Origin of the sequence: Wenyingzhuangia fucanilytica (genome assembly GCF_001697185.1) — a bacterium.
GTDB lineage: Bacteria > Bacteroidota > Bacteroidia > Flavobacteriales > Flavobacteriaceae > Wenyingzhuangia > Wenyingzhuangia fucanilytica.
On the sequence record NZ_CP014224.1, the window covers coordinates 1,747,633 to 1,760,383 of the forward strand.

The following is a 12,751-nucleotide window of genomic DNA, read 5'->3' on the forward strand; positions in this document are numbered from 1 at the left end:
TGATGGATTGTATTATTGTAGAAGACCAATTACCTGCACAGCGTATTTTAAAAAAATACATAGAAGATGCAGGAAACCTTAACTTAAAAGCTATTTTTAACAATGCTTTAGAAGCTATGGATTTTCTACAAAACAATACTGTTGAACTTATGTTTTTAGACATTCATTTACCACAATTGTCTGGTATAGATTTTTTAAAAAAATTAGAAACCCCTCCTAAAGTAATTTTAACAACTGCCTTTACTGAATACGCTATTGAAAGTTATGATTTAAATGTGGTTGATTATTTATTAAAACCTTTTGCTTTTAAAAGGTTTATGCAAGCCATAGAAAAAGTAAAAAGCAACGCTGCGCCTATACAAAAGGAAATATTTATCAAATCGGGGTATGAACATATTAAGATTGATATTGATGACCTTATTTACATCAAATCAGATACCGATTATACAGAGTTTTTCTTAGCTAACAAAAGCTACTTATCTTCTGAACCTTTGCGTTATTGGGAAACTGAACTCAAAGCATATTCATTTAATAGAGTTCATAAATCTTATATCATCAATTCTAAAAAAATTGAAAAAATTGGAACCCAACAAGTGGTTTTAACTCATAACATTACCATTCCAATTGGTAGGGCTTATAAAGATGATTTTCTAAAGTTATTGAATTAATTATTTTTTTTCATCTTAAATCTAGTTACAAAAAAGTAAGAGAATCCCCCAATAAAGTACAATAAAACATCAATCCAATCAGAAGTATATCTGCTATTAATTTTGGGTTGATAAAATTCAAAATACACAGCGTAGTAGGTTGCCAAACAAATCACAAAGCCCAAGGGAAGTTTAAATTGAGCATCTTTTTTAAGAAATCGTATTATATAAGTAATGATTCCCAAAACAAGGGGCAAACAAAGTAAATCATTAAGATAATTATGAATCAACATTGGAAGTTGATATTCATTTAGTTTTAGAAAATAAACAGTAATGGCTATTATTGATAAAATACAATACACCAACTTATTTATTTCCAAAAAACGAAAAGTTTTCATCATCGAAACTTTAATATTACTTAACAACGAATGTAAATTAACCTGCGGCAACAGCAAGTATAAAAGATATTAATCCACCAATAACCATCGCTAAAAAGAGCCATATTAAACGACCTATTTTAAAAGGTATTCTAACAATAAAATATGGATGGTTTAAACCTTTTTCAATAAATTTCAGGAGTTTATTTTCTTCCTTTTGTTTATTCTCTAGTGCTACTCTTTTCTCTTCTATAGCCTCACTCTCTAGCCTACGTTTTAGAACAATATTGATTAATGCTCCACAGTTTTTACAATAATCACTGTTTTCATTTACAATATTACATTCCATACATTTTACATATGTTTTCTGCTTCATTTCTCTAAGGAAAGATTAAAGGATTCTAAAAGATGTTTTTTAATAATTTTCTAAACTAGCTTTAATTCGGTTTTTAATTTTGTTTACAAATGATGAAGGAGATAAAACTTTTAAAGCCTCCCCATAAGATAAAATTTGTTGTTCTAACTCATAATTAGGAATAACATCTAAAGTAAAAGTCAATCCGTTTTCGTTTAATTCTCCATTTTTTTGACTACCATGTAAAGGAGATGTTAACATATAAGAAGCCAAACTAGAATTGGCTTGTAGGGTTATTTTTGTTAAAGTATTATCTAAACCACCTCTAGTAATTCCAATAATATCTTCATAACGTTCTGTAAAATCGATATCAGAAACTTCGTATTTGTCTTTACTTTCTTTAATAGCCACAATTCTATCAATAGCCAAAGTAGTTACAGGTTTGTGTTTAGAATTTGTTCCCAATACAAACCATCTGTTATTGTATTGTTTTAAGTATTGTGGATGCATAGAAAATACTTCTACCTCATTATTTCTAAAAGATTGATAATCTATCAACAAAACTTTTTCGTATAAAACTGCATTAAACAAGGTGTTTAAATGTTCCAATCCTTTTAAATAGGGGTTGTTTTCAAACCCTAAAATTTCTCTTGGTGTTTCATGAAAATCAAAATCTTTTTCAAGTTTTAAGGTCAATTCTTCTACCCAACCAAACTGAGGCATTCCTTTAATTCTATTTAAAGTTAATAATGCTTCTTTTAATTGTTGCGCTTCGGTTTCGTTCATCGGCTGGTTGTTGATAGAAAAATTTGGATCAACATACCTGTAATAAGCTGTTCTCCCTTCTTTGGTAACATTTAACTCAACACCATATCCCTGTTCACTTTTCATAAAGTTGATATCATCATAAACTTGCCTACGTTTGATACCATCAGTTTCTCCATTAAAATCATACAAAGCTTGATTACAGGCTTCTATCAAATCATTCATTGCATATCTCTTTCCTGTATTTCTAAAACATTTGTCTAATGCTTGATAACGAATAATTGCGTTTTTATTGGTAGCCATAATATGGAAATATAATTATTGTTCTTTGTTATCGCTTGTTTAGGATTTAAAATCTTGAGACTCTTTAGTATTAATACTTTGACCAATGTGATAGGTTTCTGTAAGTATTTTCTTCATTTCTTTTCCCCAGTTTTTCCAATTCAATTCTTTTAAATATTTCTCACGAGAAGTTTCAGCGATTTGTTTAAACATAACAGTATCTGAAATTAAATTAGAAATAACATCAAAATACTCATCACTTTTAGCATCCAAAGGAAGTATAAAACCATTTATTCCATTTTCAACCACAGAAGAAACTCCACCAGTATCTGTAGTAATAACAGGCAAACCATATGCATTTGCTTCGCAAAAAACAATTCCAAAACACTCTGCTCTTGTTGGCATAAAAAACAAATGAGACTCTTTAAACAACTCCTGAAACCTTAAGTTATCTTCTTTAAAATTTTTATTAAGAAATGGTATAACCTCCATTTTAGGGTGCGTTTGGCTAGGTATACACCCAACAACAGTTAATTTAACATTGTATCCCTTTTTATCTAATTTATCAATAGTTTCTAAAACGATGTCCCCGCCTTTACGTTTCCAATCTACCCCTACAAAAAGAATATTAATGGTAGAGTCATATTTCTTTATTAGATCTTCTTCTTCGGGATCTTTATCAATATTTGCTCCCATTTTTACTAAGTAAGGGTTTTGAGCATCATAATCTTTTTGAGCTATATCAAAAACCCATTTTGAAGGAAAAACCTGCGTTGTTGATTTACTTATTGCTTTTTGCTCTATTTGATTACTAATTTTAATTGATTTATCAGAAAAATTAGCAAATGAATCATAATAATCAACCATAACAGAAACTGTAGCATCAGAAAAATAACAAATAGGAATATTTGTCTTTAGATGAGCGACTTCTACAGATGCCGCCGGGGCAAACAGTACATCTATTTTATGTTTTTGAATTGCTTTATCAAAAAAACCACTGTGATATTTACTCTTAATATGATTGTGTTCTTTATTAAACTTTTTTTTATAAAAATTTTTGTGAAACAGTTTGCATATTTTCAATCGTAAATACATAACAAAATAATCAAACTTACTCAGCTCTACAGGCCCCAAACTTATTACAGTTGAAAACTCTTCTTTTAAAGCGTTATTCATCCTGAAAAGAGTGCCTGACCAGCTTGTTTTATCATTAGGATCTGTAGCAGTAATAACTCCTATGTTCAAATCTTGTTTATACATATAAATTATGTTTTTATTTTTTTGAAATAACTAAAATAATCAATTGTGCATAAACACAACACACATTAGTTAAATATTTGTATCAAATAAAATCAAGAACATATGAAAAGAGAACGCATCATTAACTATAACATTGCTGGATTTAATTATTACGAAGGTGCTTTGGCTTTTAATAAGCTTAAAATAGGTACTACTTTAAAATTAGTTCCAGAACCTGAAAACCACTATGATAAATATGCCATTGCTATTTATTATAAAAGTTACAAGCTTGGATATATTCCTAAAGGAGAAAATAGATTACTAACACTTTTACTTCAAAATAATTTAATTGAAACCGAAACTGTAGTTCAAAAAAGATCCGAAGAAGAACATCCTGAAAACCAAATATTAGCTATTACCTATTTATTAATTCCAAATCAATAATTATGTCAAAACAATTAAGCCTACACGAACAAAGAAAAAAGTTAAACAACATTTACAACAACATCATTAAAAGAAAAGATTTACCTGAGTTAGAATTTGATCACTTGATGAGATTGTGGATTTCTGAAAACGAAAAACTCGAAAAAAAAGAACAGGTATTTGAAGTGAATTTTTTACACCAAACAAGCCTTAAAAATTATGCTAATGTGGCTGTATAACACAATTATTGGGTAAATATATACCGCTTTATATGTTTACCCAAACTATTGTTTTAAAACAAACTGTACCTTTCCTCCTACTGGAATTTGAGCTAAAACATCACATGCATTTTCGGTTAAATTTACCAGACGAAGATAACCTCCAGTTGTTGGAGCATCGGCCATCATTACAATAGGCTGACCAGATTTGGTAATTTGAACAGTTCCTTTTATTATTCCAGAAGAAATAATTTCATCTTTTTCTGGTAATAAAACATCACTGCTTTCTAACCTAATTCCTATTCTATTACTGTCTTTGCTTATGGTAAAAACGGCATCAAAAAAAGAAGCTTTACTTGCATCAGAGAATAAATACCACTCAGGACCTAAAATACATTCTAAAGTTGCACTAGGCAAAAACAATGGAGCTTTTACTTTAGATTTTACCGCACCTAAGGTATTGTGCAAAACAGGTAATAAATCTCCTTTTTGCAATATTCTTCCTTTATATCCACCCAATTTTGCTGGAACATATGTTGATTTACTCCCTAAAATTCGTGGTATTTTAAAACCTCCTAGAACAGCAACATATCCATAAACACCCTGTACGGCACCTTTAAAAGAAACAATGCCATCCTTAGGAATTGTAATTGATTTATACATTGGAATTGAAACACCATTCAACTTGGGTTGCATATTTGCACCTGTAATAGCAATAGTAATGGCTTGATGAGCTTTAAACTTTAAACCTAACAAAGTCATTTCTATCACCGCAGTATCAAGATCATTTGTTACTAAAGTATTGGCCAAGTGAGCAGAAGTAACATCCATAAAACCACTCACAGGAATCCCTTTGTCTTGAAAACCAAAACGACCTCCATCTTGAATGGTAGAACTTAAGCCTGGTGAAATGATTTCTATACTCATTGTTTTTTTATTTTTTCGAATTCCGATACCGAGATAGGCACAAACTGAACATAATCTCCCATGTTTACAATTCCTGGTTTCTCTTTAGAAAACAAGGTTAACGGAGTCTGACCAATAATTTGCCATCCTCCAGGAGTTACTATAGGATAAACCCCAGTTTGTTGATCGGCTAATCCCACGGCTCCAGCAGGTATTTGAATTCTTGGAGTTTGTTTTCTTGGTGTATGTAAACGTTGATCTAAACCTCCTAAATACATAAACCCTGGAGCAAATCCTAGCATATAAACCAAATATGGTTTTTGGGTGTGGAGCGCAATAATTTCTTTATTTGTTAATCCTAAATGTTTAGAAACATATTCCATGTCTAAAGCATATGGAGCCTCATAACAAACAGGAATTTCTATAATGTTTTTAGTCAATTCACTCTCTGCAATTTCATAAGGAGTATTTTCTAAAAATATTTTTAGGGTTGTACTTTCAATCTCATGCTGATGAAACATGATGGTTACAGAATTATAAGCAGGGATTAAAGAATGTACTCCGTGAATATGCATGTTTTTTAGTTGTTGGTAACAGGCCTTCACTTTTAAGTGAATATCTTTAGATATTTCATCCTTAAACTTTATTAAAAAAGCACTTTCACCATATGGAACTACACTAAATTGCATTCTTCACTTCTATTTTTTGTTTTTTTAATTGATGATTTACGTAGGTAAGTAATTCAACTGCCTCTGGCGTATCTCCATGAAAGCAAATACTGTGCAAATCAAGATTTATTTCATTTTCTTCTAAGCTGATGACTTTTTTATTTAGCACCATGTCCGAAACTTGCTGCCAAACCTGTTCTTTATTATGAATAACTCCCAAAGGATTGTTTCTAGAAACCAAAGTCCCATCATCGTGATAAGTTCTATCAGCAAAACCTTCTCTTAAAAAAATAAGATATCCTTTTTTAGCTTCTTCCTCTAACACAGAACCTGCCAAGCCCATTAAACCTACACTAGGTTCTATTTGTTGTAAAACACTTACCAATAATGCTGCCATGTTTCTATCTACAGATGCTTTGTTATACAATGCACCATGAGGTTTTACATATCTAACTACTGCTCCTTCTTCTCTAGCAATTCTAATCAAAGTTAAAATTTGATCTCTAATGACTTTTTTTAACATTTCATCAGAAATATCCATCACCTCTCTTCCAAAAAACTCTGGGTTTGGATAAGAAGGATGTGCACCAATGGTTACTCCGTATTTTAAAGCCAAACGAATGGTTGCCCTCATTGAGTTTTCGGTTCCTGTATGACCACCACAAGCAATATTACAAGAAGAAATCATTTGCATTAATTCCTCATCAAACAAAAAACCTTCTCCTAAATCTGCATTGATATCTATTTTCATTTTTTATTATTGATTACACTATTAAAATTAATAAACTAAAAATAATAGCACGTATAAATCCTTATTAAATATTTTCATCAATCAATAAAACAAATCTTAACTCAACTCAAAATTTAAATTTTATATATTTACCCTATACCTCAAACCATCACTTTAAATATTAAAACTAATACCAACTATGAATCGTAGATCATTTATACAAAAAACAAGTGCTGCATCATTGCTAATTTCCACAAGTCCATCTTTATTATATGCCAATCAGAAACTAAGTCCTCCAGAGGTAGAACCTTTTAGAATTTCCTTATCTCAATGGGGATACGAAAGAGATATTTTTGGACAAGGGAGAGCCAACAACAAGTGGTTTAAAAAAATGCTTGTAGAAGATCCTAAACAAGTTTTACAAGGAACTTTAGATCCTACCGATATAGTTATTAAAGCTAAAAATTTAGGTTTACACGGAGTTGATTTGGTAAGTTCTATGATTCAAGCTCATCAACACGACAAACAATGGTTGTGGAATTTTAAAGCCAAAGCCAAAGACCACCATGTAAAATTTATTTGTATGATGGCAGACGGTGCTTATAAAATAGGTGATTACAATGCTGAAAATAGAAAAAAAGCCATTTTAGAACATCAAAAATGGATTGATGCAAGCGCTGAACTTGGTTGTGAGCATGTTAGAATAAATCCTTTTGGAACAGGAACTTACTTACAAATGTTAAACAATTGTGCTAGTTCATTAACCATATTAAGTGAATATGCTAAAAAACAAGGCATTAAAATTAGTATAGAAAACCACGGACATCCCTCTAGTAACGGAGCATGGGCCAATATGTTAATAGAAACCGTTCAACCTAAAAACCTAGGATTGTTTTTAGATTATGGAAACTTTTTTATGGGTGGATTTAGCGTGAGACCAAGACGTTATTACGACGCCAAACAAGGAATGGAAGATTTAGCTCCTTTTGCTACCGGAATTAGTGCTAAAACCAAAGAATTTACTGTAGATGGAAAAGAAGCTAACATAGATTATGACATGTGTATGGAAGAAACCATGAAGCATAAATTTAAAGGTTGGGTTAGTGCAGAATACGCAGGAAAAGATTTAAGTTGTGATCAAGGAGCACAAAAAACCGTTGCTTTGCTACAACATTATCAACAAAAATATAAAGAGCCTAGCATTAGCTAAGCTCTTTGTTTAAACATTTATTTCTTCAAAATACTCTTCTTTAAAACCTATTAAATACACCTTTTCTTTAGCACGAGTAATTGCGGTGTATAGCCAACGCATACTGTCTTTATTTAATCCATCAGGTAAATAAGGTTGCTCTATAAAAACAGTGTCCCACTGTCCTCCTTGAGATTTATGACAAGTCATGGCATAAGCAAACTTAATTTGCAAAGCATTAAAGTAATGATTGTTTTTTACCGATAACATTTGCTTGTATTTAGATCTTTCCTCGGCATAATCTTGTAATACCTCTTGGTAAAGTCTGTTTGACTCTTCATAGGTTAATGAAGGGGTTTCTGAAGTTAATGTATCTAACAACAGTACTGTGTCTATAGGTTGTAAATCTTCGTAATCTATCAATCTTAATTTTACTTCTGCAAAACGGAATCCATAAAGTTCTTTAATATTATAAATTTGCTGAACCTCACAAATGTCTCCGTTGGCAATAAAATCAGCTTCGGTAGTGTCCTTTAACCAAAAATAATTGTTCTTTACCACCATTACATAATCCCCCGCAGAAATTTCACTCTCTTGACCTCTAATTTTGGTTCTTATTTGTTGATTGTATTGATTTGCCCTTTTATTAGAACGAACAATAAAAGCAGTATCCTCTACTCCTGCTCTATCATAAGCACTAACAATGGCTTCTTCTATATCATATCCATCTTGCAAACGAATGATGTCTGGAAAATTTAAATTGAACTGAAAATCGTAGAATCCATCCATTTCTAATTGAGCCCTTAAGGCCGTTGCGTTTGATAAAATACCAGAACCTTCGTGCTGTCTCATTACTTGATCCAACTCTAATAAATACGGATTTTTACCATAATTAATCGCTAGCGTATCTTCGGACAAGGCAGGGCTTAACTCAGACTTTACAGGAGGTAACTGAGCAATATCACCAATAAAAATAAGTTTACAATTAAAACCATTGTACACATACTCCATCAAATCATCTAACAAAGAATTGTTTTCAAACAAATTAACTTCGCCAGAACCATCAGCAATCATAGAGGATTCATCAACAATAAAAAAAGTATTAGTGTGTTTGTTTGGCTGTTTTACAAAAGCCACATTTCCGTTAGATTGTTTTTTGGGATGGTATATTTTTTTGTGAATGGTATGCGCTTTTTTCTTAGAATAATTAGAAATCACCTTGGCAGCTCGTCCTGTAGGAGCCAATAGAACGGCTTTTTTTCCAATTTCCCATAAATGATTTACATATGTACTTATGGTAGTTGTTTTTCCTGTTCCGGCATATCCTTTTAAAATAAAAATGGCATCGTCATCTGTATCAAACGAAAAATCAGACAGTTGACGTAATAATTCTTGTTGAATTGGTGTCGGTTCAAATGGGAATTTTTTTAATAAGGTATTGTAAAAAACAGACGAAGATTTAATCATGAAAAAAGTTTACACAAATATAAGGTTTGAAAAGTGTCTAAAAGTTTTTATGAATAAAAAAAAATTGTAAATTTGGCTTCGTTCATTATAAAATTAATACAAAAAACAAATGATTTTATTTATTCTTTTAGGAATAGTAGTAACGGTTGCGTTAGCTATACTTATTGTAAAATACTTACCAATTAAATTCACACCTGTTATTTCTGTTCTTTTATTGGCTGCAGCGGGATACTTAACTTACTTAATTTATGCTGGAATTATGGAGCCAATCCATTTTAATAAAGAAAAAAAAGTGCGTTATGTTGAAGTTATCAAACAATTAAAATTAATTGCTGATGCTCAAGATGCTCACAATACAATCATAGGTAAATTTACTGGAGATGGTGATGCTTTAATTAAGTTTATTGATACTGCTCAGTTTGCTATTACTGATACTCACACTGAAATTGTTAAAGAAAACAGAGGTACTACTTGGTCTCCTTTAATGGTTGAAGTTGAGAAAAAAGTAACTGATACTATTGGATACGAATCTGTAAGAGAAAAAATCTTTAAAGGACGTGATTACCATAACATGTTAAACATTCCTAATTCTAACGAGAAATTTAGAATTGAATCTGCTGTAATATTAAGAGCTAATAAAATGGCTTCTGTATTTCAAGTTCAAATTGACAAGGCTGATATCTTAAAAGGAATGAGCCCATCATTAATTAAACAAGAAAAATTATCACTTGGAGGAGATGAAATTCCTGGAGGATATATTAGTATAGGATCTTTAAATGAAGTAACTACTGCAGGAAACTGGCCACCATTGTTTGACTCAATGATAAGTAATGAGTAAAGAAACACTTATACATAACCATAAAAAGTTATCCATCCAATTAAGTTCGGATGGATTTTCTTTTTGTGTATATAGCAATCAACAAGAACAATACGAACACGTAGTATCTATCCCCTTTTCAACTAAAATCACCACTCCGACTAGTATTCTAGAAGAAGTGAAAAATATTTTTGAAAACAATGTACTATTACACGAAACGTATGAAGAGGTGATTTTAATTCACCACAACGAATTAAACACTTTTGTTCCTCAAGCCTTTTTTAGCGAGGAAATTCTAAACAATTATTTACAAAATACTGTTAAGGTTTTTGATAATGATTATGTAAGTTACGATGAGTTAGATGAACTAGAAATGAACAATGTTTATATTCCTTTTGTAAATGTAAACAACTATATTTTTGATTCTTTTGGAGCATTTACCTACTTACACTCTTCTACTGTTTTTTTACAAAATATTTTAAAATCTAACAGTGTTAGCAATAAAGAAATGTTTGTTAATGTGCATCAAAACAATTTTCAATTAATTGTTATTGAAAATAATCAACTATTGCTTAGTAATCATTTTAACTATCAAACTAAGGAAGATTTTGTTTATTATATCCTATTTGTAGCAGAACAATTAAAAATGGATCCTAATCAATTTTCTTTAACCTTATACGGAAACATTAAAGAAAAAGATGAGGCTTATCAACTACTTTACAATTATATAAGAAATGTTAGTATTTATGCTACATTAAATAGTAAATTAGGAAAAAACGTGGTGAGCTTGCCACAAGCCCATTATAACCTATTACAATTACACATATGAGAATTATCTCTGGTAAATATAAATCTAGGAGGTTAACCGCTCCTAAAAACTTACCCGTACGTCCAACAACCGATATGGCTAAAGAAGGTCTTTTTAACATTATTAACAATTGGTATGATATTGATGAAATTACCGTACTAGATTTGTTTTCTGGTACAGGAAATATCAGTTTTGAATTTGGATCGAGAGGAAACACTCAAATTACTTCTGTAGATCAGCATAACGGATGTATTCATTATATCAATCAAATTAGCAAAGAATTAGATTTTAACATCAATACCATTAAGGCAGATGTATTTTCTTTTTTAGAAAAACACACAGGAAAATACGATTTGATATTTGCAGATCCTCCTTATGATTTTAGTGACGAACAATTTGCAAAGATTCCTGCTTTGGTATGGGAAAACAGTTTGCTAGACGAAAAAGGAACTTTGGTTGTAGAACATTCACAACAAACAGATTTAAGTAGCTTACCTAATTTTACCCAAGCAAAACGTTACGGAGGATGTATGTTTAGTTTTTTTGAACTTTAATCTTTTCATTAAACAGGTTGGTTTTAGATATTACCAAAAGCATACTCATAAAAACAAAACCTAAATATGAAACCCATAGTACAAATTGACAATTCTTTTATAGAAAGCAACACTATTTTTAGGGAACTTATTGAAGTTTTAAGAAATGGTTTTGCAAACAATAAAACTCTGATTCCTACAAGACATCATCACGATTTTCCAAATCCAGAAATGAAAACAGATTCTACGGTATTGTTAATGCCCGCTTGGAGCCCTGGAGAAACTGCTGGAGTTAAAATTATTACTGTAAGTCCTAAAAACAGTCAGTTTGATTTACCTTCTATCCAAGGAACATATATTTATTTAGATGCCACAAACGGAAGTGTAAAAGCTATTATTGAAGCCAAAAGTTTAACTGCTAAACGAACTGCCGCAGCATCGGCATTGGCTTCATCTTATTTATCTCGTAAAGACTCCTCTTCTCTTTTAATGATTGGTACAGGGGCTTTATCTAAAAACTTGATTCAAGCTCATGCAAGTGTAAGAGATCTAAAAAAGGTTTATGTTTGGGGACGAAGTTTTAAAAAAGCTCAAGCTATATGTGAGCAACTAAAAAATGAAGATTTTACCATCACTCCTATTCAGAACATTGAAGAAAAAATAAGCGAGGTTGATATTATTTCCTCTGCAACATTATCTAAAACACCATTGATTTTAGGAAAACACCTAAAAAAAGGACAACATGTTGATTTGGTTGGAGCTTACAAAAAAGACATGAGAGAAGCTGATGATGAAACTATACTAAAAAGTTCTGTTTATGTGGATAGTTTTGAAGGAGGACTTAAAGAAAATGGTGATATTTTGATTCCCTTACAAACTGGAATCATTAAAGAATCTGATATTAAAGCCGATTTATTTGGGCTAACTTCTGAACAAAAACAAGGAAGAAGTAACGTTGATGAAATTACCGTTTTTAAATCTGTAGGACACGCTTTGGAAGATTTAGTTGCTGCAGATTATTATTACGAAAAATATATAGATAGTCAATAAAAGGCAATACCTAATTAAATCATCGAGTATTCCGAAGGCTTGGGAGAGATGCTTATTGAATACCTGAACCCAGTATTTTTTTTAGGGTCATCGAGCGGAGTCGAGATGTATTACTATAAATAAAAGAGTTGCCGAGATAAACCAACTTCTGATTGTACTTATATTAATATTGCTCTTTAAGTATTGTTCTCGACTACGCTCGAACACCTAAACTTAGTACAGGCTTCTCGAACACCTTGTAACAGTACAACTTTTCAAACAACTAAACTCAGTATTA

16 protein-coding genes are annotated in these 12,751 nt (G+C 31.1%); 8 read left to right on the forward strand and 8 right to left on the reverse strand.

Annotated elements, in window-relative coordinates:
• The first annotated feature begins 2 nt into the window (after positions 1-2).
• Positions 3-668, forward strand: coding sequence for a LytR/AlgR family response regulator transcription factor (locus tag AXE80_RS07115; protein WP_206208111.1), 666 nt, complete (start codon positions 3-5; stop codon positions 666-668).
• On the opposite strand, the gene AXE80_RS07120 is transcribed toward AXE80_RS07115, so the two are convergent.
• Genes AXE80_RS07120 through AXE80_RS07135 form a run of 4 tightly spaced genes read right to left on the reverse strand, consistent with a single transcriptional unit; the run spans position 665 to position 3,686 of the window.
• A complete protein-coding gene (locus AXE80_RS07120) occupies positions 665-1,045 on the reverse strand; it encodes a hypothetical protein (protein WP_083194711.1) in 381 nt (126 codons plus the stop codon). The genes AXE80_RS07115 and AXE80_RS07120 overlap by 4 nt on opposite strands.
• Positions 1,046-1,082: 37 nt before the next feature.
• A complete protein-coding gene (locus AXE80_RS07125; RefSeq protein ID WP_068825799.1) occupies positions 1,083-1,400 on the reverse strand; it encodes a hypothetical protein in 318 nt (105 codons plus the stop codon).
• 39 nt (positions 1,401-1,439) lie between these two features.
• Positions 1,440-2,447, reverse strand: coding sequence for a helix-turn-helix transcriptional regulator (locus tag AXE80_RS07130; RefSeq protein WP_068825801.1), 1,008 nt, complete (start codon positions 2,445-2,447; stop codon positions 1,440-1,442).
• Between the two features lie 39 nt (positions 2,448-2,486).
• Entirely contained in the window at positions 2,487-3,686 is a 1,200-nt protein-coding gene (locus AXE80_RS07135; RefSeq protein ID WP_068825803.1) for a glycosyltransferase family 4 protein, read from the reverse strand.
• Between the two features lie 102 nt (positions 3,687-3,788).
• Here AXE80_RS07135 and AXE80_RS07140 point away from each other — a divergent pair, with 102 nt between their 5' ends.
• On the forward strand, positions 3,789-4,109 hold the full coding sequence (locus AXE80_RS07140) for an HIRAN domain-containing protein (RefSeq protein ID WP_068825805.1): 321 nt from the start codon (positions 3,789-3,791) through the stop codon (positions 4,107-4,109).
• Positions 4,110-4,111: 2 nt separating this feature from the next.
• On the forward strand, positions 4,112-4,327 hold the full coding sequence (locus AXE80_RS07145; RefSeq protein WP_068825807.1) for a hypothetical protein: 216 nt from the start codon (positions 4,112-4,114) through the stop codon (positions 4,325-4,327).
• A gap of 45 nt (positions 4,328-4,372) precedes the next feature.
• On the opposite strand, the gene AXE80_RS07150 is transcribed toward AXE80_RS07145, so the two are convergent.
• The 3 genes from AXE80_RS07150 to pxpA are packed head-to-tail and all read right to left on the reverse strand — an operon-like array spanning position 4,373 to position 6,631.
• On the reverse strand, positions 4,373-5,233 hold the full coding sequence (locus AXE80_RS07150) for a 5-oxoprolinase subunit C family protein (protein WP_068825808.1): 861 nt from the start codon (positions 5,231-5,233) through the stop codon (positions 4,373-4,375).
• Positions 5,230-5,901: a 5-oxoprolinase subunit PxpB gene (gene pxpB / locus AXE80_RS07155; protein WP_068825810.1), complete on the reverse strand. Its 672-nt coding sequence runs from the start codon at positions 5,899-5,901 to the stop codon at positions 5,230-5,232. Before pxpB ends, AXE80_RS07150 begins: the two co-directional genes overlap by 4 nt.
• Positions 5,891-6,631 (reverse strand): 5-oxoprolinase subunit PxpA, encoded by a 741-nt coding sequence (pxpA, locus tag AXE80_RS07160; RefSeq protein WP_068825812.1) that lies wholly within the window; start codon positions 6,629-6,631, stop codon positions 5,891-5,893. The genes pxpB and pxpA overlap by 11 nt, the downstream gene beginning before the upstream one ends.
• A 178-nt stretch (positions 6,632-6,809) precedes the next feature.
• Between pxpA and AXE80_RS07165 the strand changes: the two genes are divergently transcribed.
• Positions 6,810-7,820, forward strand: coding sequence for a sugar phosphate isomerase/epimerase family protein (locus AXE80_RS07165; RefSeq protein WP_068825814.1), 1,011 nt, complete (start codon positions 6,810-6,812; stop codon positions 7,818-7,820).
• A gap of 9 nt (positions 7,821-7,829) precedes the next feature.
• On the opposite strand, the gene AXE80_RS07170 is transcribed toward AXE80_RS07165, so the two are convergent.
• A complete protein-coding gene (locus AXE80_RS07170) occupies positions 7,830-9,266 on the reverse strand; it encodes an ATP-dependent DNA helicase (protein ID WP_068825816.1) in 1,437 nt (478 codons plus the stop codon).
• 109 nt (positions 9,267-9,375) lie between these two features.
• Between AXE80_RS07170 and AXE80_RS07175 the strand changes: the two genes are divergently transcribed.
• The 4 genes from AXE80_RS07175 (at position 9,376) to lhpI (ending at position 12,474) form a co-directional block, all read left to right on the forward strand.
• The gene (locus AXE80_RS07175; RefSeq protein WP_068825818.1) at positions 9,376-10,104 is read left to right on the forward strand and encodes a hypothetical protein; all 729 of its coding nucleotides are present in this window, start codon (positions 9,376-9,378) and stop codon (positions 10,102-10,104) included.
• Entirely contained in the window at positions 10,097-10,912 is an 816-nt protein-coding gene (locus tag AXE80_RS07180) for a DUF3822 family protein (protein ID WP_068825820.1), read from the forward strand. The genes AXE80_RS07175 and AXE80_RS07180 overlap by 8 nt, the downstream gene beginning before the upstream one ends.
• Positions 10,909-11,445, forward strand: a complete 537-nt coding sequence (locus AXE80_RS07185) for an RsmD family RNA methyltransferase (RefSeq protein ID WP_068825822.1) — start codon at positions 10,909-10,911, stop codon at positions 11,443-11,445. The genes AXE80_RS07180 and AXE80_RS07185 overlap by 4 nt, the downstream gene beginning before the upstream one ends.
• A gap of 66 nt (positions 11,446-11,511) precedes the next feature.
• On the forward strand, positions 11,512-12,474 hold the full coding sequence (gene lhpI / locus AXE80_RS07190) for a bifunctional Delta(1)-pyrroline-2-carboxylate/Delta(1)-piperideine-2-carboxylate reductase (RefSeq protein WP_068825824.1): 963 nt from the start codon (positions 11,512-11,514) through the stop codon (positions 12,472-12,474).
• The last annotated feature ends 277 nt before the right edge of the window (positions 12,475-12,751 follow it).

Excerpts from the sequence above, each read along its gene's own strand:
- AXE80_RS07115 (WP_206208111.1), top strand. The coding sequence starts at position 3 with ATGGATTGTATTATTGTAGAAGACCAATTACCTGCACAGCGTATTTTA.
- AXE80_RS07120 (WP_083194711.1), bottom strand. The coding sequence starts at position 1,045 with ATGAAAACTTTTCGTTTTTTGGAAATAAATAAGTTGGTGTATTGTATT.
- AXE80_RS07125 (WP_068825799.1), bottom strand. The coding sequence starts at position 1,400 with ATGAAGCAGAAAACATATGTAAAATGTATGGAATGTAATATTGTAAAT.
- AXE80_RS07130 (WP_068825801.1), bottom strand. The coding sequence starts at position 2,447 with ATGGCTACCAATAAAAACGCAATTATTCGTTATCAAGCATTAGACAAA.
- AXE80_RS07135 (WP_068825803.1), bottom strand. The coding sequence starts at position 3,686 with ATGTATAAACAAGATTTGAACATAGGAGTTATTACTGCTACAGATCCT.
- AXE80_RS07140 (WP_068825805.1), top strand. The coding sequence starts at position 3,789 with ATGAAAAGAGAACGCATCATTAACTATAACATTGCTGGATTTAATTAT.
- AXE80_RS07145 (WP_068825807.1), top strand. The coding sequence starts at position 4,112 with ATGTCAAAACAATTAAGCCTACACGAACAAAGAAAAAAGTTAAACAAC.
- AXE80_RS07150 (WP_068825808.1), bottom strand. The coding sequence starts at position 5,233 with ATGAGTATAGAAATCATTTCACCAGGCTTAAGTTCTACCATTCAAGAT.
- pxpB (WP_068825810.1), bottom strand. The coding sequence starts at position 5,901 with ATGCAATTTAGTGTAGTTCCATATGGTGAAAGTGCTTTTTTAATAAAG.
- pxpA (WP_068825812.1), bottom strand. The coding sequence starts at position 6,631 with ATGAAAATAGATATCAATGCAGATTTAGGAGAAGGTTTTTTGTTTGAT.
- AXE80_RS07165 (WP_068825814.1), top strand. The coding sequence starts at position 6,810 with ATGAATCGTAGATCATTTATACAAAAAACAAGTGCTGCATCATTGCTA.
- AXE80_RS07170 (WP_068825816.1), bottom strand. The coding sequence starts at position 9,266 with ATGATTAAATCTTCGTCTGTTTTTTACAATACCTTATTAAAAAAATTC.
- AXE80_RS07175 (WP_068825818.1), top strand. The coding sequence starts at position 9,376 with ATGATTTTATTTATTCTTTTAGGAATAGTAGTAACGGTTGCGTTAGCT.
- AXE80_RS07180 (WP_068825820.1), top strand. The coding sequence starts at position 10,097 with ATGAGTAAAGAAACACTTATACATAACCATAAAAAGTTATCCATCCAA.
- AXE80_RS07185 (WP_068825822.1), top strand. The coding sequence starts at position 10,909 with ATGAGAATTATCTCTGGTAAATATAAATCTAGGAGGTTAACCGCTCCT.
- lhpI (WP_068825824.1), top strand. The coding sequence starts at position 11,512 with ATGAAACCCATAGTACAAATTGACAATTCTTTTATAGAAAGCAACACT.